Genomic DNA, 20,802 nt, shown 5'->3' with positions numbered 1-20,802 from the left:
TTTTAATGAAAAACGTAAATGTCTAAGTGCGTAGGAATCTGATTTTCTACGGTACGTTTAGAAATCCATAATTCGTTTGCGATCTCCTCATTGGCCAGTAACTGTCCGCGGTTCATCAAAAAGATCTGTCTGCACCTTTGGGCCAGATGAGCCAGATAAGAATCCGCCGCCAATTCCATCTGCTTGTTGATTAGGCTGTTATATCCCTCGTTTTGGGAAGTGCAGTCGCTGTAAACCCCCTCCTCCATACTTTCTTTATAATCAATCGGGTATACTTTACCGGAGGCCATATACCTCTATACCCTGTATCGGTGCGCAGAGGTTAGGCAGGCGTTAAAGGATGGTATCTGAAGTGTGTCAACCAGACAAAATGGTGATAAATATATCATGAACAATTTGCTCACAAACAACTGAGTCCCTTATATAGGAATAATAAACAGTGCTGTAAATTTTAGCTGAGTAGTGATGAAATAACACAGCAAATGCCCGCCAGTACAGATAAAGTAACATTGAATTCCTTAGCTGCGTTTACTATGGAAAACTCAGGGACAAAGCAATACCTCGAGTTTTTTGAACCCCGTAACATTAGACACTTTAAGATGATATTTAAATCAGGTTATAAAAACGGACTATTTACAGCTATAACTGAGATAGGAATGTATAAGAGATAGTACGTTATAAGATCAGCGGAGTTATCTTTGAACTCCGCTGATCTTTTATTTTTTTGACGCAGGTTCAGACCTTACACATCTGAAACCAGTATTTTGCAAGCCTGTATCAGGCGATGATTTCATTCTGGCTGCTACTCTGTATCCCTTACAATAAGAACTGTTACACATAAATGAGCCTCCGCGAGTTACTTTTTTTGGAACGGTAGGCTCATCCGGGTCAAAACTTTTATCCGGACCTTTAGGATTGGTAACTGTTTTACCTTTCTGAGTATCATAATAATCATTGGTATACCAGTCCGACACCCATTCCCAAACATTTCCGGCCATATCGAATAAGCCGTATCCATTAGCAGGGAAAGATCCGGTAGGGGCTAAACCATGAAAGCCATCCCAATCCGTATTTGTGTCCGGAAAACTTCCTTGCCAGGTATTCGCTTTTGGTTTTCGACTCTCAATTTGTTCATTTCCCCAAGGATATATTGCGTTCTTCTGGCCACCACGTGCGGCATATTCCCATTCAGCCTCAGTCGGTAGTCGTTTACCAGCCCATTTAGCATAAGCATTTGCGTCTTCCCAGCAAACTTGGGTAACCGGATAATTGTCTTTTCCTTTCAAATTACTTTTAGGCCCCTCAGGATGCCTCCAGTCGGCTCCGGGTGTCCATGCCCACCATTGTGATGCATCGTGTAAAGAAACGGGGCTAGAGGGCGGATTAAACGTAAGAGAGGCCGCTACTAATAAATCGTCTGATGGTTTTGGAGTACCTTCAGGTAATTGTTTTTTGATTTCTTCCCAATCTGGCTTTCGCTCAGCAACGGTTTTGTAACCCGTCGCTTTAATAAAAGCAGCAAACTGCGCGTTGGTAACTTCTCTCTCGTCCATCCAGTAGCCATCAAGTTTAACCTGGTGTGAAGGATATTCATCGGCACGCCCTTCCTTGTCGACGGCACCCATTAAAAATGTACCCCCTGGAATCCACTTCATACCCTTAACTGATCTGCTTGGATTTGATGATAACAATGAGTCTTGTTTGCCTTGTACCGATACGCCATACTTGCTAGGTAAATTGTCTGAACAAGATTCATCAGCGGTCTTCACATTTTCAGATTTATTTGCCTGACTGCAGGAAAGTCCAATAATGAGTGTCAATAAGAGGAGGGTTCCTTTGCCACTATAGGCAGGGGTAAATAAATGGAATACTTTTTTAAAATTAACTATGTTCATTTTTACAAACACCACTCGGAACTAAGTAGTCGTCGTTGGTTTTTTCAGATTAGCTTATTGTATGATTTTCTACAACGAAGATAACCAATTAATACCTATGATTTTTTTACTATTATTATTAGTAATTTCATTTATCCTTATAAACCTTGGTCAAAATTATATTTGGTCAAATAAACAACGCTAAAGTTTAACTTTTTTATTTGATGACAAATGGATGTAAATCAATATATTTACAAGTTTTATATCAATAAAATTATAATATAAAAAGTGACCCACATTTAATGCTTTGTCTATCAGATTCTTTACATGATTTTAAATAAAAGAGATGACATTTTACTTATTCGTTGATATATTAGTGCTGCAACCGACCTAATTTATCAACCATGTTTTTAAAGAAATCATTCGTTATTTTTGGCCTTTTAACATCGGCAGTCATCACGGCATTTACCTACTCGGCTACTAAAAAAATAAGTGTTAAGCCTAAAAAAGATAACAGACCAAACATCGTATTGATCATGGCCGATGACCTCGGTTATTCGGATATAGGTGCATATGGAGGCGAAATAAAAACCCCAAATCTCGATTATCTGGCATCCCAGGGAATCAGATATAAGCGATTCTATAACACATCCCGCTGCTGCCCTTCAAGAGCCGCATTACTTACTGGAGTGTATAATCATAATGCAGGCATAGGTGAAATGACTACAGATAGGCATGTGGATGGCTATCGCGGTGCACTGGGTACCGATGTGGTTACTCTTGCCGAAGTATTAAAAGATGCGGGTTACAGGACTGCAATGTCCGGAAAATGGCATGTATCCAATACCGTTGAGCAAGACACACCAGAAGCACAGCTCGACTGGCTTAATCATAAAACTGAACATCCGCTATTTTCACCTCTTGAACAGTACCCCACAAACAGGGGATTCGAAAAGTATTTCGGCACACTTTGGGGGGTCGTAGATTATTTTGATCCATTCAGTTTGGTTAGTGGAACAACGCCAATTAAAAGTGTACCTAAAAATTATTATCACACTGATGCTATTAATGATAGCGCCGCTACCTACATTGAAGATTTCAGTAAGGGAGACCAGCCATTTTTCCTATATGTGGCACAAAACGCACCTCACTGGCCTTTACAGGCAAAGCCTGAGGATATTGAAAAATATAAAGATACTTATAAAGGTGGGTGGGACGCAATAAGAGAAGCCAGGTATAACAGAATGGTTAAAATGGGGATTATTGACCCTGAAACGACAAAGCTGTCTCCCCGTATCAACAATGAACTTAAGTGGGGAAATAATCCAGATAAGGAGTGGGGAGCAAGAGCAATGGCGGTACATGCTGCAATGGTAGACGAAATGGATCAGGGCATCGGAAGCATAATAGACGCATTAAAAAAGTCGGGAGAATTGGATAATACCCTTATAATCTTTTTAAGTGATAACGGGGCAAGCCCTGAAGATTGTTCAAAATACGGTAAAGGGTTCGATAGACCGGGTCAAACAAGAGACGGAAAGGAGATCATCTACCCTGTAAATAAAAAGGTATTTCCCGGGCCACAGACAACCTTTGCGTCAATAGGGCAAAGATGGGCCAATGTAGCCAATACACCTTATCAGTATGCCAAAGAGCAATCATATGAAGGTGGTGTCCGTACCCCAATGATTGCTTTTTGGCCTAAAGGAATAACCGCAAAGAGAGGTGCTATGAGTAATCACGTAGGGCATGTAATGGATTTTATGGCAACCTTCATCGAGATTGCCAAGGCAAAATATCCGTCTGTGTATAAAGGAAAATCAATTAAACCGATTCAGGGTTTAAGCTTAACTTCTTCATTTAAAGGCCAAGAAAATGGTGGACATGAATTTCTATTCAATGAGCATTTTAAAGCACGATACGCACGTTCCAAGCAGTGGAAACTGGTTTCCTTATCCAATGACACTACATGGCACCTTTATAAGATAAAGGATGATGAAACAGAGCTAAACGATCTGGCTGCTAAGTTCCCCGAAAAAGTAAAGGATTTAAGTGAAAGATGGCATAAATGGGCAATTGATAACCACGCTTTACCTAAAAAGTAATATTAGCGAGTACCGTCACAAACACCTTTGAAATATCCAACCGATTCCGCTATTCCGGCCAATGGGTCTTTCATATCTTTTTCGTACTTTAAACTACAAGAGCCTGTATAATTTACCTTTCTTAGCATTTTTACATATGCAGGAATGTCAATTACACCACGACCAAGCTCACAGGTGCTGCCATCTTTTGCGGCGGCAGTTACGTTTTTTAAATGCATATCAAAAATGCGTTTAGAAAACTTCTGGAAATCAGCCACCGAATCGCGCCCGTCTCTTTTGTTGTGCCCCATATCAAAGCATATTCCTACGCGCTCATCAAGGTTTTTGATGAGGTTGTATATACTTTCAGCGCTTGGGTATAATTTATCTTCTGGGCCATGGTTATGGATGGCGTATCGAATGTTATATTCTTTTGTTTTTTGGGCAACGTATCCCAGGTCGGCATGTAAGGGGATGCCTACGACCAAATCAACGCCGACTCTTTTGGCGTAATCAAATGCATCGTCAATTTCCTGCTTCGTTTTAGTGTATATAGGCCCTACTGCATAGCCTGTTACGCCGTTCTCTTTAAGCTTAGCGTGAAATGCAGCAATTTCTTCTGCAGTACTTTTATAAGGCAGATGAAAGTCTTTAATACACAGGTAATGCACATCAACCTTTTTCATCATTTTAAGTGATTCATCCAGATTGAAATTAATAAAGCTATAACCGGCAATACCCAGTTTAAATGGATCAGGCTTTCCTTTATCAGATTTCAGTTTAAATGGCTCGGCATAAACAGATGGTATACTGGCCAGGGTAGTTGCAGCTACCCCTAATATTCCTTTGTGCAAAAAGCTTCTTCTTGTAGTCATAATGATTTCACTAGTTTCCGAATTTAGTGTTTAAATTCATGTAGTTCAAACTTCGGCCAACGAAAATGCTTCGCTTTTCAGCGAAAACGTTTGCGTAATGTTTAATTTGGCGAATCAATAATACCGTACATTTTTTTGAGTCCTTTTGCCATTCTGTTTAACTCCTGATTACTTAAGGGACGATCATAAAGCAGAAATCTTGAGATTTCGCCAATAAAGGATTCTGTGCCGGGATGCTCAATAGCATCGCGTTCCTGGCCAATAGAAAGCTTTGAAGGGTTTGCCAATTTGTTAACAGGGAAGGGGTGGCTAACAACAGGCAAAGCACCATTGTTTAAGTACAATGAAAGCGTAACAGTATCAGTTCCTTTACCCATTCGGCCCATTAAAAGATAATATTTGTCAAATTCAAGCACAGCGTTGGCTGTAACTTTAGGGTTGTTGTTATCCCAGCGGCCAAAGGTTATTCCATTTCTGCTGCCCATCCAAATGCTATTGTTGTCATTAAGTCCTGCCCAGATACCTTCATAATTTCCACCATTCTTTAAATTGCCAAAAAAGGAATTTACATCTTTTAGCTCTCCAGATTGTTTTCCAGCCTTTAAAATGCAAAACCAAGTGTATCCACTCCCTGTAAGTAAATGGTCAAACGCATCCTCGTTATGCGCAACAAGTTCCTGTTTATTAAAAATAATTGCATTGTGGCCGTTTAGCTCAGAAAGCTTATTTCTTAAAGATGGCATCCCGGAACCCGTAACTTTTCGACCTTCATCTCTTTTCACAAATTCCTTAACCGCGGGCGCTGAAGCCTGGTTAATCCATTTCTCAACTCTGTTGTCTTTATTTGCAACCACTCCCTTGTCAGCATCCAGATCAACAATTAATCCCTTTTTCAGAATGTTTGCTGGCGATTTGACCAATACGAATCCACATAAAACAGATGTCAATAATATTAGGATGATAGCTATTTTATTCATTGCTTGTATTTGTTAACAGATGTTAAATTAAAGAGTTAAATCTTGCCTCAAGATAAATATTTAATCAATTAGATTTTTATTAAGATAGTTTTTCTGAAAAACAAAGTATGCCATGGAAACAAAGACTGGAGGTAGCAACCAGGTTATTCTGTATAGGATTATAAGAAACACGATGTTAAACAGTACGAAAATCCAAATCAGATAATTTTTTATGTTTAAACCAATCCAACAAAGTAAGCTTCTAAATAAGATAAGGATGCTAAAAGCCTGTAGAAGAAGATTAATTGAATGTATTCCGAAATTACCTATAAACCAAAGTAGCTCGGGGAGCATTAATATTGCATGGTTTAAAAAAGATCCTAAAAACTGCTTTGATATGCTGTAAGGGAAATTCCGCGAGAAATAAAGATACTTCTCGTTAAAACGAAATTCACTGTAGATAAGTAAAGTATGCGCAGTTACGATCATTAATACAACTAAGTTGGGAACGGGAGATCTATCCTTAATATCTGAGAAAACAGCAAATACTCCAACAATAAGTGCCCAGGAGATCGATTTTGTAATTAGATAGGTGATTTTAAGTTTGTCAAAAACAAAGAATGTATACAAAAGAAAAAAGGGCTTATTCCAGTTCCTCAGTAACCTGATCAGGACAGTTTGCCTATCGATATCTATCAATCTATTTGAGCGTATCACATATATCCATGCACTAACAATTATTAGCGCCAAAATATAAAGTAAAATAGCAACAGGAATAAGGTAATGTCCAAAATTAAAGCCAATTATGATGGCAAATAAGACGTAGATTATCAGGGGAAAAAATATGTTAAACTGCACATAAAACCAACTCTTAAATTGTTGCCATTTGCCAAATGAGGAAATGCTGTGATATAGGAATTCGTTATTTTTTGCCATCAATTGTGTGGTAACATATTGCCAGCTTTTAATTGTGTAAATAAAAGCAGCCAAACAGAAAAAACCCATTATTACCGGACTGCTTACCAATGATAGCGTAATCATCAGATTCCAAACCGTAAATGCCCATATAGGAACACTCCCCAGTGTATTTATAAAAAAACAATAACAGAGTATTGTACCAAAAAGGAAAATCAACATTCCAGAATGCATCCGGTAAAAACCAGACGAGAAAATTTTCATCAATACATTAGTTAACGGCGATTGTCTCATTTCTCCATTGTAAGTGTTTGTTTATCTACCAGCAGTACCCGGGCTTTCGTTAATAACACTTCACTTAATGGCTGATGAGACGACAAAAGAAAAGTAGTGTTTTCTTCTTCATGCTTTTTCAGTATCCACCGGCATAATATGTCCAATGATTCCGTATCAATAGTAATCAAGGGCTCATCAAGCAGAATTACTTTAGGCCTACCTAAAAAAGCAAGCACTAAGGAGAGCTTTTTAAGCATTCCACTAGAATAAGAGCCCACTGCATTGCTCAGATAGCTTTCCATTTTCATGCTTTTTATGAAATACAATTCCTGACCAGGGGTTGCCTGTTTTGCTTTTGCAAATAAGGCAATCATTTCCCATCCGGTTAAAAATTCAGGATAAATAGGTTCTGCATCAGCAAAATTTACCATTTTTCGATAAGGAACGCTATCCTTTTTAACGCTCACATTGTTCAATAATATTTCACCCTCAAAGAAGAGAAATCCGCCAATGGACTTTAATAAAGTGCTTTTTCCGGAACCATTAACACCTTTTATCCAATAGATGCCAGGCTCAATCCTTAGGCTTTCTATTTGTAAAATCGGATGATAACCATATGATTTTCGGAAGTTGGTAAATTGTAGCATTCAGGATACTTAAATTGTGATTGATGATTTTTTACATTTTGTAGCGCCAGACTAACCTATTAGAAGAACTGAGAAAAGAAATGTTACATTTTAGATCCATTCAGATCAAACGACTTTAGAAATAAAATTTATAGCATTATCTTTTGGTACAAAGAAATAAATATGTTGTTTAATATCGTATAAGCATTACCTTTGCAGCAATTATGTTCAGAGGCCTAATCGCTTTTTCTTTAATCTTCATGATGTTGACTGCTAATTTCAGCAGATTCTTCATCTATGCCGGATTTGAGCTGAACAAGAATTACATTGCTTCGGAACTTTGTGAGAACAGAGACAAACCAATGATGCATTGCAATGGGAAGTGTTACCTGATGAAAAAGCTTAAGCAGGCCGAAGAGAAAGAAAAGAACCAAAGTCGGGCTGCACAAAAAGGTCATTTTCAGGAAGCACTTATCATACATAAAACAAATTTCAATTTTTTACCCCAACTGATTAAAGTAATTAACCCTTTTGAACTGCCTTTTGCACTTCCAAGGCATTCAGCTGCTATATTCCATCCACCTCAGGCATAGTCAATGCTTACCGCAGAATGTTACATTCTGCTATTTTCATGGAATAACAATTATACTTTAATTTTTTACAATGCACCTATTCAGATACTTATATATATCTATGGGGCTGGCTATGATATTTTGTCATACGCAAGCTCAAACACGGCTTATTAAAGGTCGTATCTACGACTCTCAAACACGTCAGCCATTAGCTGGTGTTATTTTAACAACAAATACTGCTCAACAAGTAGGTAAGTCTGATGTAAAAGGATACTTTGAAATCGATGGCTCTCAGCTAGATGGACAACTAAAAGCGACCTTACCTGGTTACAAATCACAGACCATTAAAATCAACGCCTATCAAAACGATCTGAATGTTCAGCTAGAAGCAGATGGAGTAAGCCTCAATGAGGTTAGGGTTGCAGGCTACAGTGAAAACAAGACCAACAAGGAAACGGCAGGAGGATTATCGTTGATCACATCAAGAGATATCAACCGTGGAAGTGCAGTTTCATTGCAACCTGCTTTAAATTCAATTCCTGGGGTCCGAATGGATCAAAGCACGCTCTCGGAAGCCCGAATTTCAATAAGAGGTAATGGCGTGCGTGCATCTTACGGCATTCGTAACGTAAAGGTTTATGTAAATGAAATCCCTGTTACAGAAGCCGATGGCACCACCAGAATTGAAGCACTTGATGTAAACAGCATTGGTAGAGCGGAGGTGATAAAAGGCCCTGCTTCAAGTATATATGGTGCGGGAACAGCTGGGGTTATTAACTTTCAATTACAGCGATCGCCATACCAGGAACAAAGCATAGAAGCTTCTGCACTTGTTGGTTCTTATGGCTTACACCGTTTAGCTACCACCTACAGAAGCGGAGGAGATAAAGTGAATAGCTATGCTTCATATGGCTGGCAGGAATACGATGGTTATCGTGAGCATAGCAAAGATATGCGTAGGTTTTTAACTGGTAATTTCCAGCTTTTTCCAAGTGATAAGCGCATTGTTACTTTAATGCTGAACAGAACTACACAGTATTCGCAAATTCCGGGGTCGTTAACTCAGGATCAGGTGGCTGCAAATCCAAAGCAAGCAAACGCTACAAATCTAGATAAAGCGGCAGGTAGATATCAGAACTGGACAAGGGTAGGCCTGGGACAGCAATATCGCTTTAACGATCAGTTCTCTAACACCACAAGTGTTTTTACATATTTCTACGATTTGAATCACCCACTTCCTTATGCGTATATCCGTAATACATACCAAAGTTACGGTGGCAGAACCCGCTTTGCCTACGATCCCGGCTTTAGTGTTTTACCTACTAAATTTACTGTTGGTGCTGAATTTAACAGTGGTCTAACCAAGGGAACGCAGTATGTTAACAACCAGGGTAAAGAAGGAACAATAAACGCTAATATTGATTATCGAAACACTCAGTATTCCTTATTTTATCAGTCTGAAACAGAGCTGACTGCAAAGACTACCTTAACTTTAGGTATTAGCTACAACAGTCTGAATTATGATGTTCGGGATTACTTGAAACCCAACCAGAGCGGAGTTAAAAAGTTTGATCCACAAGCAACACCACGCATAGCCCTTAGCCACACTTTCAGTGATGCGATTAGTTTACATGCAAGTGTAAGCTCAGGGTTTTCTCCGCCTTCGAGTTCCGAAATAAAGAACGTAGATGGCTCTATCAATCCGAATCTACAGGCAGAAAAGGGGCTGAATTATGAGTTTAATGCAAAGGGTAACCTCTTAAAATCTCGTCTGGAATACGATCTTGCCTTATTTAAAATGGACATGAAGGGTGAGCTTATTGCCCAATCTATTCAGCAAGGCATCACTATCTATAATAATTCAGGTAAAACCAGCCATAATGGTGTAGAACTGTCGTTATCCTATCAGTTATTTAAACCAGAAGACGATAGCCAGATTCTTAGCTTACGCCCTTTTGCAGCGATAACCTATTCAGATTTTAAATTTAAAGACTATAAGACTTTAAATGCCCAAAATGAGGTCACAGCCACTTATGATGGAAATGAATTAACCGGTATTGCGCCTTGGATGGTAAATGCAGGAATAGATCTTGAAACCAAAAGCGGATTGTATTTCTATGGAAGCTATTTTTATAGTGATAAACTACCTCTTAACGATGCGAATACAAGCTACAATCCATCTTACAATGTTGTAAATGCCAAATTAGGTTACAAGAAACAAGTAGTGAAGCATCTTGAACTAAACGTTTATGCAGGTCTGGATAATATTCTCGATAAAAACTACAGCTCAATTGTTTCATTAAATGCAGCTAGTTTTAACGGAGGACAGCCAGCATATTTTAATCCCTCGCCAAAACGAAATGGCTATGGTGGATTAAATGTAAAATACATATTCTAACAATTACTAAAATGAAAAGAATAATAACAGTATTGTTGACAGGACTCATTTTTCTTACTGCATGTAAGCAAAAGCACGACAAAGCTACAATTGGAACTTTAAGTACCCAGGGGGTAGCAGTAGGGGCTTACCTAACTCAAGATAACAAAGGTAATCCGGTTCTTTGCTGGTCAGAGCAAGATGGTGAAGATTCTCTTTATCGCTTAAAATATGCAAGTTATAACGAACAAACCAATACATTTGGCAACCCAGTTACTGTTCCCGCTTCCAGCGGGATCAGTACATCTGCCGAGAGTATGGGTAAAGTAGGTTTTAAGGCTGATGGCACCGTGATAGCAGTGTATTCAAAACGGTTTCCTAATGAAAAAAATCCTTACGCAGGTTTGATTTATTACAGTTCCTCAAGTAACAATGGTAAAACCTGGTCTGCATCGCAGTTTTTGCACTCAGATACAACGCACAATTATGGTCGCAGCTTTTTTGACATTACAACCTTAAAAAACGGAGAGCTTGCCGCTGTTTGGCTTGATGGACGTTTTGGCAAAAGTATTAAAGGTTCGGCTTTATTCTTTAACAGAACAACCAAAGGCAATGGCTTTGGTACAGATACTTGCCTCGAAAAAGGTACCTGTGAGTGCTGCAGGACAGATATTCTCACTGATAAAGCAGGGAATATTCATTTGGCTTACAGAAATATTACATTCCCAACAGGTCTTTCAGACAAACAGGTTCGGGATATGGGCTATAAACTATCTACCGACAATGGAAAAACTTTTAGTGCTGTAAAAGCCATTAGTAACGACAACTGGGAGATAGATGGTTGTCCGCATTCGGGCCCGTCACTTGCAGTTACAAAAGAGGGTGTAAATGCAGTTTGGTTTACCGCAGGGGGCGGATCGGGAATCTATAACGCATCATCAAATAAGGCACTTGATTTTGATAAACGTAGGCTAATCACAGCTCAGGGCAGGCACCCCCAGTTAATTTCACTTGCAAATGATCAACTGGTTATGGTTTGTGAAGAATTAAAAGACGAGCCGGAAGAAAAACCAATGAAAATGAACCATTCTCATGGAGGAATGACCATGAACCACGGACCTGCTGCAAATTCTAAAATAGTATTGAGAACTTTAATCCCAGGAAAAGAGGGTAGAATTACTTCAATTACTGACGGGCAGCAAGGAGATCATCACGCAGTAATTACCCGAATAAGTAACGGGGCATTGGTAGCCTGGGAAAGAGAAAAGAATGGACGGTCAGAAATCTGTTATACGCAGATACATATCGATTAATTAACTACTTGTCGACTTCTAAAATGGCTTGCTTCAGACCGCGCACAACATCATCTGAACATCCCATAGAAGCAAAATTAATGTTATGGTTCTGATCCGCCACTATCAGTAATGGCAGATTGTTAGTCTGATATGCTTTGGTAATAGAAGAGGCATCTATAAGTAGTTGAGTATAAAAGATAGGGGTCTGTTTTAACCCTTCAGCAACCTTATCTACCGTTTCATACGTGATCAGTAAAACTTCCAGATTTTCTGGATTTTTTACTGATCTAATAACCTCATTTACTTTGTTGTAATCTCCTGTTTCAAAGCAGTTTGGGTGCCAGAAAATCATTAGTATTGATTTTTTTTCAAGGCGTCAATATTCGTTTTCTTAGCCAGGGGGATCCAGATTCAATACAGACCCAACCTTCAACCTGGGGCTTGCTGGACGTAAGGATATTTTATAAGTTCATATGTTTCAGCTTCCTTTTTAAGGTCTCTTTTTTCAATGATTTTTCTAAACTGGCTGTCCGATTCCTTCTTCTTCAGCACAATTCTATATTCCTTTCCCACAAGCATGTTAACCACTTTCAGCGAGTCAACTCTGTTTCCCTGCTCATCATATACATCCTTACTTTGATCTATCATCTTATTTATTCAGAACCATTCATAGTTATGGTTCCTGAAGTAGTCGTCTGAGCAAAAGTAATTGAAGAAATACTGAGTAATAAAGAAATTGGGAGCGCTATTTTCATTATTTATCTATTTGGTACTTACAAGGTGATAAAATTTCTTAAAACACTTTCATTATCAGAATGTTCTAAATAAAAACCTTATATTATGAAATTCAAAAAAGTTGAACACACAAAAGCCTCCTTTGGATTTATAACTGGGCTTGTAGTTGGCATAGTTGTAGGTATTTTATTTATCCAAAATAAAGCTGGTACGGTCAAACAAGAACAAATGAACAAACAAACTGACCTGGTTAAGGCCGAGGAAATAGCTAATCATCTTGCCTACCTGGGGCACCAGGCAGAGCAAAGTACATTAGATTAAAGCTGTTTTTATCTACAAGTTGAGCAAAAATTTTCTTGTAGCGGGTAATAAACAATAGGGCAGTGCGTCAAAGTAGTTATAAATGGTCAGAAAATGCATTGGTATGCTATTTGCCTATATGCACAGCGTGACAAACTTTTTGTTGCAATTTATCCTACTTGTTTAACATATTTAATGAAAGTAACCTACACACAGACTCAGTCCAGGAAAATTCTTCTTGCTTTTCTGGCTATTGTAATTGTTTTGGCGATCGCTGCACTTTTTGTACGTAACTCTATATCACATAAATTAGAAAACATAGTTAAGCAGGCCAACAATGTAGACGTTGATGGCTCCAAGCCCCAGCAAATACTGCTGCTGCTCCACCAGGCAGAAGACGATTTTCAAGAGTCCTTACTTAATGTTAAAAGCAAAAAAAGTGCGGACTATAAATCCAAGCTGTCTAAAGCCTTTAACCAGATTGATACCTTATTAAAAAGAACCACAGATACGCTTCAGATAACACCTGATCAAAGCATAAAAGTGAAAGACTGGTATCGTAAAAAGCTGCAGCTTTCAGACAAGTTGTATGCTGTTAAACATAATTTTGATTCCCTGCTCACTGTATATGCCACTTTTGAAGCTGAAGGAAGTAAGGGAGAAGAAAAGCTGGTTACCAGCATCAAATCAAGCAGCAAAGTAAAAAGCAAAACAGATACCGTTCGTAAAGAAGTAATTGTTCAAAAAAAGGGGCTCTTTTCGAGATTAAAGGATGCCATTTCTAACAAAAATGACGGTTCTCCCACAGCTGTGGTTGAAATTAACCATCGCGAGCAGACCGAGAACTCGGCTCTTGCCACCCGGAAAGGGCTTAGTAGCGATAGGGCCGTATACCTGGATAAATTGCAGAAACTGCAAGAAAGAAACGTAAAGATGCTTACCATGCAGCGCGAACTGATAAGCCTGAATGATCACATTAGTACTGAACTGGAAAACATCATTAATGAGGTGAAGACACTCAACTACAATATGGCCGATGAATTTAAAACAATGGCTTTTAAAAGTTATCAGGAATCAACAGATTTATTAAACAGGCTGTATTTGGCAGCCCTTTTTCTTGTGCTGGTTTTTGCCATGCTGTTAATTATATTTATAGTAAAGCTTAACGGTTCTGAAAAACAATTGCGTAAGGAAAATGAAAGGGCAGTAACCATTGCACAGCAAAAAATGGACCTTTTACTGCACATGAGTCATGAAATAAGGAATCCGTTAACTGCTATTAAGGGGTTCTTATATATTTTCAGTCAAACAGAGTTGTCAAAACGTCAATCCGATATGTTAGATTCTATCCGATTGTCATCGGATATGCTATTGGGTACTTTGAACGACACCCTGGATGCGGCTAAAATGGAGAACAGTGAATTTAAGTTCAACACCGATCCGTTCAATCCTGATTTTATACTCAGAGGCTTAATAGAAAACATGGAATTCAGTGCCACCAAGAAAATGCTGAAACTGAAATACGAATTTAAAGGTGATAAAGAGGCTGTTTTACTCGGAGATAGTTTTAGGCTAAAACAAATTATGATTAACCTGTTAAGCAATGCGATAAAATACACCAAAGAAGGTGAGGTCTCCGTAAATGCGGTATTAACAAAAGTAAACGATAAACCCAGACTAGAGGTAGGGATAACGGATACGGGAATGGGAATAAGTGCCGATCAGCAAACTAACCTGTTCTCTAAATATTACCAAACAAATTCCTCAAAAGGCAAAACCGGTACAGGCTTGGGGCTGTATATCTGTAAGCAGTTTGTAGAGCTGCAGGGTGGTAAAATAAGCGTAAAGAGCACCGAAGGCACCGGGAGTACCTTTAGCTTCTACATTCCATATCTTGAAAACAGTAGCAATGATCAGGCAGTAGTAAATCAAACTACAGAGGATCCGCTCGCACTGTTTAATGGAATAAGTATTCTTGCGGTTGATGACAACGAATTAAATCTGAAATTCCTGAAAATGATGACGCAAAAATGGAACGTTAAATTTTATAGTGCGGCTAATGGGAAACAAGCACTGGATGTTCTTGCAAAAGAAAACATAACAGTAGTTTTAACTGATATTCAGATGCCGGAAATGAATGGATATGAGCTTCTTCAGGCGATAAAGAAGTTACCTGATCCATTGAGCAAGCTACCTGTAATTGTTATCAGCGCAAACCCGGAAGAATTTGAAATGAATAAAATCCTGAACAAAGGGTTCTCCGGTGTAGTTAGCAAACCCTTTGTCGAAGCAGGTTTAATAGCACAGATCGCTAAAGCTTTAAAGGGGTAGGACAATAAAAAAGGCAGCACGTGGACTGCCTTTTTTATTGATTAATCTTATTTAGTGTTTCCCATTATTACCACTGCCGTTGCCATGTTTCCCATTGCCTTTACCTTCACGGGATTTGCTATTGCCCTTTGCCTCACGGTATTTGTTTTTGTTACCGGCAGGTTTGGACTGTCTAATGCTCCTGCTATCTCTGATTACTCTTTGTTTTCCTTTGTAACCTTTATACTTGCTATATTCTTTAACATGCACTTTATGTGATAAATAGGGTTTGGGTGAGTTAATTACAACCTTGTAACTATTGTATAAATCGTAGTTTCTATATCTTGAGGGCAAGCTGTTATTAAACACCCAATTCCCATTATTAAGGTAAATGTATTGTTTATTAGGAACGTTGTAATAAGTGTCTATATCAGGAAGATAATAATAATCAACATGATCATAACCGGCCGGGCCCCATTGTGGCTGAGAACCTATGTTTATATTTACGCTTACCTGCGCCTGAGTGTTTATGCTGCTTAACGAAGCTACTCCGAAAACTACAGCTAAAAGTATTTTTTTCATTTTATGTGTTTTATTTGATAGCCATAGTGCAATGCTTATGCCGCAGATTATCAAAACATACAGCCAATCTGCCGGATCTGTTAATTTATCGACTGAGAGCAAGAATATATCGACAGGATCAATCAAATATTCTTTTATATTCGTTAGATATTCTTAAAACTGGAAAAATCAGATGAGAACTTCTGTCCTAACTTTGCTACTTTTATTATTCGCGTTGATTACTAACGCCCAATCCGCCTATGTAAGGTTAATCACCAACAAAGGAAATATTACGCTGGTCTTGTATGACCAAACGCCTAAGCATAGAGATATGTTTCTACAAGCCATAAAAAAAGGCCTCTATAATAACGCGCAATTTAATCGCGTCATTAAATCCTTTGTAAGCCAGGGAGGGGAGCTCGACGAAACTATTCTTGAAAGAGAAAAACTACATCCGGAAGTACCGATACAACGCTTAGCGGCAGAGATAACACCAAAATTATTTCATAAAAAAGGTGCCCTTGGAGCAGGTAGAAATGACAATCCCGAAAAGAGCTCATACCTTACCCAAATATATCTGGTCGTAGGTAAACTGCAAACAGACGAACAACTCGATGTGCTGGAAAAAAAGAAAGGTATTAAGCTCTCACCATCACAGAGAACCACTTACAAAACAATAGGGGGAACTCCTCATTTAGATAATGATTATACCGTTTTTGGTGAAATAGTTGAAGGAATGGAGGTGGCTGATGCAATAAATGGTGTAAAAACAGATAAAAATGATCTTCCATTAGAAACAGTAACCTTTAAACCGGTAGTGTTATCTAAAAAAGAAGTCTTAAAGCTTAAAAAAGTAGAATGATAAAAACAGCGCTCTTAACTACAGTACTTTTATTGTTGAACTTCCAAAAACCAACAATCGATACTGATAAAGACAGATGGAAACCCTATTATGTAGATGCTGTTCCAGCAGTTGTAGCAAGTAATTGGGTATTGCCGTTCGATGTATCCAACAGAAAAGACATAAAACAAATCAAAGTAATCAGCATATTTGGAGATCATCGGGATAGCTTCTATAAAGGACACATACATACCGCAATAGACATTAATCCTTTAAAACCTAAAACGAGTTTGATAGGTGTTTATCCAATCGCAAAAGGTGTTGTATGCTCAGTACATTTAGCAGAAAACCAGCGCACGGTAGTAGTAAAACACAAACTTGCCGATGGTAAAGTGATGTTTACTTCTTACAAGCACTTAAAAGAGGTGTATGTGAGTCAGGGCCAACAGGTAACCGAACAAACAAAGCTCGCTCGTCTATTTACAAAGCAGGAGTCGAAAAAGTATGGAGGAGATTACCATCACCTTCACCTGGAGATTCGTAAAAATTTTGACGATTATGGCTGTGCCAGCTGGTTAACTATGAATCAAAAACAGCTCGATCAACGTTTTTACAACCCATTAATCTTTTTAAAAACAAAATTAAAAAGTTAGCCCACCAGTTGGTATATTTAGTAATAGCTATTTAAATAAATCGTATGGATGCACATGAATTAAGAATTGGAAACATTGTTGGCCTTAAAGATGGAAGCTGGTTTGTTGTAACTGAGGATCATTTTAAAACCCTAAAATTTTGGGAATCATTTCATGGTTCATATCAGGGGGTTCCAATAAACGAATATTGGGCATCATCACTGGGGTTACAGGTTAAACTAAGCTCATTCATCACTTATGTAGAAGATAGCCAGGGTCAAAGTAATGAGTTCAATTTGTTAAATTCAGTTGACGATAATAATCATGAAATCTGGATTGTACAGTATAACGGGCACACTTTGAAAAGGGTAGAGTATGTTCATCAGATACAAAATCTGTTCTTTGCAATAAGTGATTACGAATTAACTTTGGCGCTATAAGTAGAGGTGGCTGTCGTGTTAACTAAACCCCAAACTGATTCAAATGGTGATTCAGGTGTTTGTAAAACATATTATTCCACTCTGTTTTTGTAAGCACACCAAAAGAATGTGACTCTTTATTATCGAAATGATCTTCGCCCAATTGCTGAGTTTTTTCAATATAGCTTATCAAGCGTGCTTTTTCAGTTTCAAACACCTTAGGATCAGTAATTAAAAATTGTGGTGCTGTAGCTCCGTTCTTGCCATAAGGTTTTTCATTCACCACCTTATTTTTGATCATCATCTTCAAAATAAACTTTAAGAAGCCATTTGGATTCTTATGGATATTATCAAACACCAATTCGTAGGTAACATTGCAATGTGCAAGCATCCGTGCAACATCCATTTTGCCCCATTCAGGTTGACTTTCAGGTGTTAGTTTGTTTATTCTTGCAATTATCTCGTCAGAAACTGATTTTGTGAAGATATTAGGTAAGGCCATTCTTAAGATTGCTAATAAAGATTAATGCCCATTGCTAGTTAGCAACAAAGCGCGATGAAGTTAATTAAAAAAACTAAAACTCCCCCCGTAATCTCGGATGTGATCTCTATAAACAGTATGGTAATGCACCTCAGCCGGAAATACTGCACCTGGCTGGCATATAAACTCTATCCATACAGATGGGCCATCAATGCGAATGTAATCACCTTTGTTAGCAAGTGAAGGACCACCAAAATATCCTATATACGTATTGTCTATTTCTGCAGCATAAGAAGCCAATAGTTTTTTGGCAGTAGCATCATCAGCAATTTGAACCCAAGCTTTCATGGCCTCAATTATCAAGGTCTTTTGGTGTTTGTTTAGCGAGCCTGCTTTTAGCCCGGCCTTTGTGGCAGGGAATTTACCATCAGCACCCGGACCTACAGATACATCGTCAAAACCGCTAGCTAATTTGGCACTTTCTAATTGCTCATCACTCAATGAAGCAAGCATACTTGTCAATAAATCGTGATTGGCTTTAAGGGGGGCATAAGTAACTCCGTTGGTAGTCCAGGTTTTGGGCTCTAAGCCAATAAAGAGAGGCGAAGCGCTAACAACCTTACCATTATCAAACGTTAAGTTAACCGCCAAATGGTGACCGCCTAACTGAAGTTGCCATTTGCCTGTAATCTCTGGCTTACCCAGAAATGCAATAATATAATTTCCCTGTGAGTATCCCTTACGGCCTGTACCCAGAAAACCATCGGCTGCTAAAATCTGCATAGCCTGGTCATATCCCTTAGAAGGTAGTGTTCCCATGGCTGCTTTAACAACTGCTTTAGCATTTTGAAGCTGTATATCTGTCAATGAGCCTAATAAAACCCCAACCCTGCATTGCAATCCACATGGAAGATTGGTCCATTTTGTGGCATTTTCCTTAGTATAACCAATTACCACTGCCCTTTGCTGATCGGTATTTAATGATTTAATAAAAGTGTTTGCCGTGCTTATAACGGTCTTAACTGATTCTGCCTTGCTGTTTTGGCTGCAAACAAATACAAACAACATACAGAATAGTGCACCCAGGTTTTTCATTTGGTTTTTTTATCCAAATTAACAAAAAAGGATGGGATACTAAAGTCCATTTGCGATCCAAATATAGAAACATTAATGATTGTAATGCCCTAAAACAGGGCAACTATCCGGATCATAAGGAAGGTGGATACAGATAAAGCCATTACTTAGAAGAGAATGAACGACATCTTCGACATGAAAGAAAGTTCCTTCGATCCTAAGTATCTTGTCCTCATCTTCCAGATCAAATGAAATTTTGAATGCCGGGTATGCACACAACAACTGGCTAATAACATTCATCGCAGCTGCAGGGTGCTTAACATTTGTTTTGAAAATTGCTACCATAATAATTTGTTTTGATATGTTATTTCTTCTTTCCAAGAATAGAAAATGGATTAAATGATATACCTATATTAAAGTAAAATACGGGATCGGGAGTGATTTTATAAACGGGGTCAGCAAATGAGTCCTCTTTTTTAAATACTCTCCCCGAGGGCGTGTATTTCATCCCACTTTTTGCCGTCAGCATAAAATGTCTCCCAATCGCATGCTCGTAGGTCAGTCCTGAATTGACATCCAATTGGCCATACTCATATTTTTGGTCGGTGCCATCCAGGTTATAAAGGTAAAATGCAGTTCTGTCCAGTTCAGAGCCGAATGAAATTCTCCCGTTACGGTTAAAAACAAATTTTCTCAGATACAAACTTCGGGGAAGCACAATGTCTGCTATCATGCCGTTGTTGAATTTGTGTTCATAGGAGAAGGTGGGGACAAATGGAGTCGGTGCGCTAGGGTCAATGCTGGCCAAAATTCCGACGGTCATTTTTGTGCGTGGATTTGCTTTCAATACCATTGTTGCCGTAAGCATTCCCCTTACTCTTTCCAAATGCTTGTCGCTACCATCCAACATCACACTTGAGCTATAAACCATCCGTTTTCCGAATAAGGATGAAAAATAGGTTAAATTCAGGGATGAAAACAGATAGTGAAGATCATTAGAAGTGGTGATGTATGATGTACCTGTATTTCCAATTTCTGCCTCTGCGGAAGTTAATCTATATCCCAGGGTTGTACCTAAAATCCAGCTCTTGCGTTTAATGAGGCTAATATTAGCACTCACCTTAACTTGTTGAAAGCGGTTTATACTATTTACGGGTAAAAGACTCCCGTCTTTTTCTGACTTGAAATTGAAGGGAGCAGTTTGGGTAAACTCAATATTTAGCGGGCGGGTTATTGCAAATTTGTCGGCAGCAAAAGTAGCCACTCTTTTAGGGAAGTTCAAACTGTCCTGCTTGCCTTTAGGGATACTATCCGTAGTCTGAGAAAAGCTATTGATTGCTAAGGCGAGTATACTCAATGTTGCCACAGTTCTTTTTATTCTGTTCATATGTTGTGTTAAAATTTCGAAAGAGATTGGGTAAATCCGGACGCAAAGGAATATATAATGCGAAGACACATTTTTGTTATTATACCAGATCCACTAAATAATATACCAGATCGCCTCAATGCCATACCAAACCTTAAACCTGAATTTGGTATATTACAGAGGTCATTTGGTATAATTTCGCAAAGTGAACTAAGACATAACCTTATCTTTGC

At 38.5% G+C, this 20,802-nt stretch carries 21 protein-coding genes; 9 read left to right on the top strand and 12 right to left on the bottom strand.

Translation table 11 applies throughout. From position 1 onward, the window contains the following. Window positions 1-2 precede the first annotated feature (2 nt). Entirely contained in the window at window positions 3-290 is a 288-nt protein-coding gene (locus AC1DDK_RS18865) for a sigma factor-like helix-turn-helix DNA-binding protein (protein WP_288883693.1), read from the bottom strand. 426 nt (window positions 291-716) lie between these two features. Then, on the bottom strand, window positions 717-1,895 hold the full coding sequence (locus AC1DDK_RS18860) for a formylglycine-generating enzyme family protein (RefSeq protein ID WP_288883695.1): 1,179 nt from the start codon (window positions 1,893-1,895) through the stop codon (window positions 717-719). Between the two features lie 383 nt (window positions 1,896-2,278). Between AC1DDK_RS18860 and AC1DDK_RS18855 the strand changes: the two genes are divergently transcribed. Then, window positions 2,279-3,979, top strand: a complete 1,701-nt coding sequence (locus AC1DDK_RS18855) for an arylsulfatase (RefSeq protein ID WP_337715997.1) — start codon at window positions 2,279-2,281, stop codon at window positions 3,977-3,979. Window positions 3,980-3,981: 2 nt separating this feature from the next. Here AC1DDK_RS18855 and AC1DDK_RS18850 read toward each other — a convergent pair whose 3' ends face one another. The 3 genes from AC1DDK_RS18850 to AC1DDK_RS18840 form a co-directional block, all read right to left on the bottom strand. Further along, window positions 3,982-4,833: a sugar phosphate isomerase/epimerase family protein gene (locus tag AC1DDK_RS18850; protein ID WP_477612384.1), complete on the bottom strand. Its 852-nt coding sequence runs from the start codon at window positions 4,831-4,833 to the stop codon at window positions 3,982-3,984. 101 nt (window positions 4,834-4,934) lie between these two features. Continuing rightward, complete coding sequence (locus AC1DDK_RS18845) at window positions 4,935-5,810, bottom strand: LamG domain-containing protein (RefSeq protein ID WP_172662635.1); 876 nt, start codon at window positions 5,808-5,810, stop codon at window positions 4,935-4,937. Between the two features lie 1,184 nt (window positions 5,811-6,994). Beyond that, window positions 6,995-7,627: an ABC transporter ATP-binding protein gene (locus tag AC1DDK_RS18840; RefSeq protein ID WP_172662636.1), complete on the bottom strand. Its 633-nt coding sequence runs from the start codon at window positions 7,625-7,627 to the stop codon at window positions 6,995-6,997. A gap of 203 nt (window positions 7,628-7,830) precedes the next feature. Here AC1DDK_RS18840 and AC1DDK_RS18835 point away from each other — a divergent pair, with 203 nt between their 5' ends. The 3 genes from AC1DDK_RS18835 to AC1DDK_RS18825 all read left to right on the top strand — a co-directional run bounded on the left by AC1DDK_RS18835 (window position 7,831) and on the right by AC1DDK_RS18825 (window position 11,868). Continuing rightward, the gene (locus tag AC1DDK_RS18835) at window positions 7,831-8,199 is read left to right on the top strand and encodes a hypothetical protein (protein ID WP_172662637.1); all 369 of its coding nucleotides are present in this window, start codon (window positions 7,831-7,833) and stop codon (window positions 8,197-8,199) included. A 70-nt stretch (window positions 8,200-8,269) separates the two neighbouring features. After that, window positions 8,270-10,576, top strand: coding sequence for a TonB-dependent receptor domain-containing protein (locus tag AC1DDK_RS18830; protein WP_172662638.1), 2,307 nt, complete (start codon window positions 8,270-8,272; stop codon window positions 10,574-10,576). Window positions 10,577-10,587: 11 nt separating this feature from the next. Further along, window positions 10,588-11,868 (top strand): sialidase family protein, encoded by a 1,281-nt coding sequence (locus AC1DDK_RS18825; protein ID WP_337715999.1) that lies wholly within the window; start codon window positions 10,588-10,590, stop codon window positions 11,866-11,868. 4 nt (window positions 11,869-11,872) lie between these two features. Here AC1DDK_RS18825 and AC1DDK_RS18820 read toward each other — a convergent pair whose 3' ends face one another. Together AC1DDK_RS18820 and AC1DDK_RS18815 are read right to left on the bottom strand one after the other, a co-directional pair. After that, a complete protein-coding gene (locus AC1DDK_RS18820) occupies window positions 11,873-12,202 on the bottom strand; it encodes a hypothetical protein (protein WP_172662640.1) in 330 nt (109 codons plus the stop codon). Between the two features lie 77 nt (window positions 12,203-12,279). After that, window positions 12,280-12,498 (bottom strand): hypothetical protein, encoded by a 219-nt coding sequence (locus AC1DDK_RS18815; RefSeq protein ID WP_172662641.1) that lies wholly within the window; start codon window positions 12,496-12,498, stop codon window positions 12,280-12,282. Between the two features lie 192 nt (window positions 12,499-12,690). Between AC1DDK_RS18815 and AC1DDK_RS18810 the strand changes: the two genes are divergently transcribed. Both AC1DDK_RS18810 and AC1DDK_RS18805 read left to right on the top strand, forming a co-directional pair. Next, on the top strand, window positions 12,691-12,906 hold the full coding sequence (locus AC1DDK_RS18810; protein ID WP_172662642.1) for a hypothetical protein: 216 nt from the start codon (window positions 12,691-12,693) through the stop codon (window positions 12,904-12,906). Window positions 12,907-13,080: 174 nt separating this feature from the next. Then, a complete protein-coding gene (locus AC1DDK_RS18805) occupies window positions 13,081-15,216 on the top strand; it encodes a hybrid sensor histidine kinase/response regulator (protein ID WP_172662643.1) in 2,136 nt (711 codons plus the stop codon). 51 nt (window positions 15,217-15,267) lie between these two features. Here AC1DDK_RS18805 and AC1DDK_RS18800 read toward each other — a convergent pair whose 3' ends face one another. Next, the gene (locus AC1DDK_RS18800) at window positions 15,268-15,777 is read right to left on the bottom strand and encodes a hypothetical protein (RefSeq protein WP_172662644.1); all 510 of its coding nucleotides are present in this window, start codon (window positions 15,775-15,777) and stop codon (window positions 15,268-15,270) included. A 172-nt stretch (window positions 15,778-15,949) separates the two neighbouring features. On the opposite strand from AC1DDK_RS18800, the gene AC1DDK_RS18795 reads away from it, so the two are divergent. From AC1DDK_RS18795 to AC1DDK_RS18785, 3 genes are read left to right on the top strand one after another with little or no spacing between them, the layout of a single operon-like run. After that, window positions 15,950-16,618, top strand: coding sequence for a peptidylprolyl isomerase (locus AC1DDK_RS18795; RefSeq protein ID WP_172662645.1), 669 nt, complete (start codon window positions 15,950-15,952; stop codon window positions 16,616-16,618). After that, entirely contained in the window at window positions 16,615-17,250 is a 636-nt protein-coding gene (locus tag AC1DDK_RS18790) for a M23 family metallopeptidase (RefSeq protein ID WP_172662646.1), read from the top strand. The genes AC1DDK_RS18795 and AC1DDK_RS18790 overlap by 4 nt, the downstream gene beginning before the upstream one ends. Before the next feature lie 44 nt (window positions 17,251-17,294). Continuing rightward, window positions 17,295-17,669 (top strand): hypothetical protein, encoded by a 375-nt coding sequence (locus AC1DDK_RS18785; RefSeq protein ID WP_337716001.1) that lies wholly within the window; start codon window positions 17,295-17,297, stop codon window positions 17,667-17,669. Between the two features lie 22 nt (window positions 17,670-17,691). Here the strand turns inward: AC1DDK_RS18785 and AC1DDK_RS18780 are convergent, their stop codons facing one another. The 4 genes from AC1DDK_RS18780 to AC1DDK_RS18765 form a co-directional block, all read right to left on the bottom strand. Further along, complete coding sequence (locus AC1DDK_RS18780) at window positions 17,692-18,150, bottom strand: DUF1569 domain-containing protein (protein WP_172662648.1); 459 nt, start codon at window positions 18,148-18,150, stop codon at window positions 17,692-17,694. A 60-nt stretch (window positions 18,151-18,210) separates the two neighbouring features. Further along, window positions 18,211-19,224, bottom strand: coding sequence for a DUF3500 domain-containing protein (locus AC1DDK_RS18775; RefSeq protein WP_216854462.1), 1,014 nt, complete (start codon window positions 19,222-19,224; stop codon window positions 18,211-18,213). Window positions 19,225-19,296: 72 nt separating this feature from the next. Further along, window positions 19,297-19,548, bottom strand: a complete 252-nt coding sequence (locus tag AC1DDK_RS18770) for a methyltransferase type 11 (RefSeq protein WP_172662649.1) — start codon at window positions 19,546-19,548, stop codon at window positions 19,297-19,299. Window positions 19,549-19,567: 19 nt separating this feature from the next. After that, a complete protein-coding gene (locus AC1DDK_RS18765; protein ID WP_172662650.1) occupies window positions 19,568-20,590 on the bottom strand; it encodes a hypothetical protein in 1,023 nt (340 codons plus the stop codon). Window positions 20,591-20,802 lie beyond the last annotated feature (212 nt).

The organism is Pedobacter sp. 05T44, assembly GCF_056395985.1.
This window is presented reverse-complemented; position numbering and strand designations above follow the sequence as displayed.

Coding starts and splice junctions, on each gene's coding strand:
- AC1DDK_RS18860 (WP_288883695.1), bottom strand. CDS start 1,895: ATGAACATAGTTAATTTTAAAAAAGTATTCCATTTATTTACCCCTGCC.
- AC1DDK_RS18770 (WP_172662649.1), bottom strand. CDS start 19,548: ATGGTAGCAATTTTCAAAACAAATGTTAAGCACCCTGCAGCTGCGATG.
- AC1DDK_RS18785 (WP_337716001.1), top strand. CDS start 17,295: ATGGATGCACATGAATTAAGAATTGGAAACATTGTTGGCCTTAAAGAT.
- AC1DDK_RS18795 (WP_172662645.1), top strand. CDS start 15,950: ATGAGAACTTCTGTCCTAACTTTGCTACTTTTATTATTCGCGTTGATT.
- AC1DDK_RS18835 (WP_172662637.1), top strand. CDS start 7,831: ATGTTCAGAGGCCTAATCGCTTTTTCTTTAATCTTCATGATGTTGACT.
- AC1DDK_RS18850 (WP_477612384.1), bottom strand. CDS start 4,833: ATGACTACAAGAAGAAGCTTTTTGCACAAAGGAATATTAGGGGTAGCT.
- AC1DDK_RS18810 (WP_172662642.1), top strand. CDS start 12,691: ATGAAATTCAAAAAAGTTGAACACACAAAAGCCTCCTTTGGATTTATA.
- AC1DDK_RS18830 (WP_172662638.1), top strand. CDS start 8,270: ATGCACCTATTCAGATACTTATATATATCTATGGGGCTGGCTATGATA.
- AC1DDK_RS18775 (WP_216854462.1), bottom strand. CDS start 19,224: ATGAAAAACCTGGGTGCACTATTCTGTATGTTGTTTGTATTTGTTTGC.
- AC1DDK_RS18865 (WP_288883693.1), bottom strand. CDS start 290: ATGGCCTCCGGTAAAGTATACCCGATTGATTATAAAGAAAGTATGGAG.
- AC1DDK_RS18840 (WP_172662636.1), bottom strand. CDS start 7,627: ATGCTACAATTTACCAACTTCCGAAAATCATATGGTTATCATCCGATT.
- AC1DDK_RS18845 (WP_172662635.1), bottom strand. CDS start 5,810: ATGAATAAAATAGCTATCATCCTAATATTATTGACATCTGTTTTATGT.
- AC1DDK_RS18815 (WP_172662641.1), bottom strand. CDS start 12,498: ATGATAGATCAAAGTAAGGATGTATATGATGAGCAGGGAAACAGAGTT.
- AC1DDK_RS18805 (WP_172662643.1), top strand. CDS start 13,081: ATGAAAGTAACCTACACACAGACTCAGTCCAGGAAAATTCTTCTTGCT.
- AC1DDK_RS18820 (WP_172662640.1), bottom strand. CDS start 12,202: ATGATTTTCTGGCACCCAAACTGCTTTGAAACAGGAGATTACAACAAA.
- AC1DDK_RS18825 (WP_337715999.1), top strand. CDS start 10,588: ATGAAAAGAATAATAACAGTATTGTTGACAGGACTCATTTTTCTTACT.
- AC1DDK_RS18790 (WP_172662646.1), top strand. CDS start 16,615: ATGATAAAAACAGCGCTCTTAACTACAGTACTTTTATTGTTGAACTTC.
- AC1DDK_RS18800 (WP_172662644.1), bottom strand. CDS start 15,777: ATGAAAAAAATACTTTTAGCTGTAGTTTTCGGAGTAGCTTCGTTAAGC.
- AC1DDK_RS18855 (WP_337715997.1), top strand. CDS start 2,279: ATGTTTTTAAAGAAATCATTCGTTATTTTTGGCCTTTTAACATCGGCA.
- AC1DDK_RS18765 (WP_172662650.1), bottom strand. CDS start 20,590: ATGAACAGAATAAAAAGAACTGTGGCAACATTGAGTATACTCGCCTTA.
- AC1DDK_RS18780 (WP_172662648.1), bottom strand. CDS start 18,150: ATGGCCTTACCTAATATCTTCACAAAATCAGTTTCTGACGAGATAATT.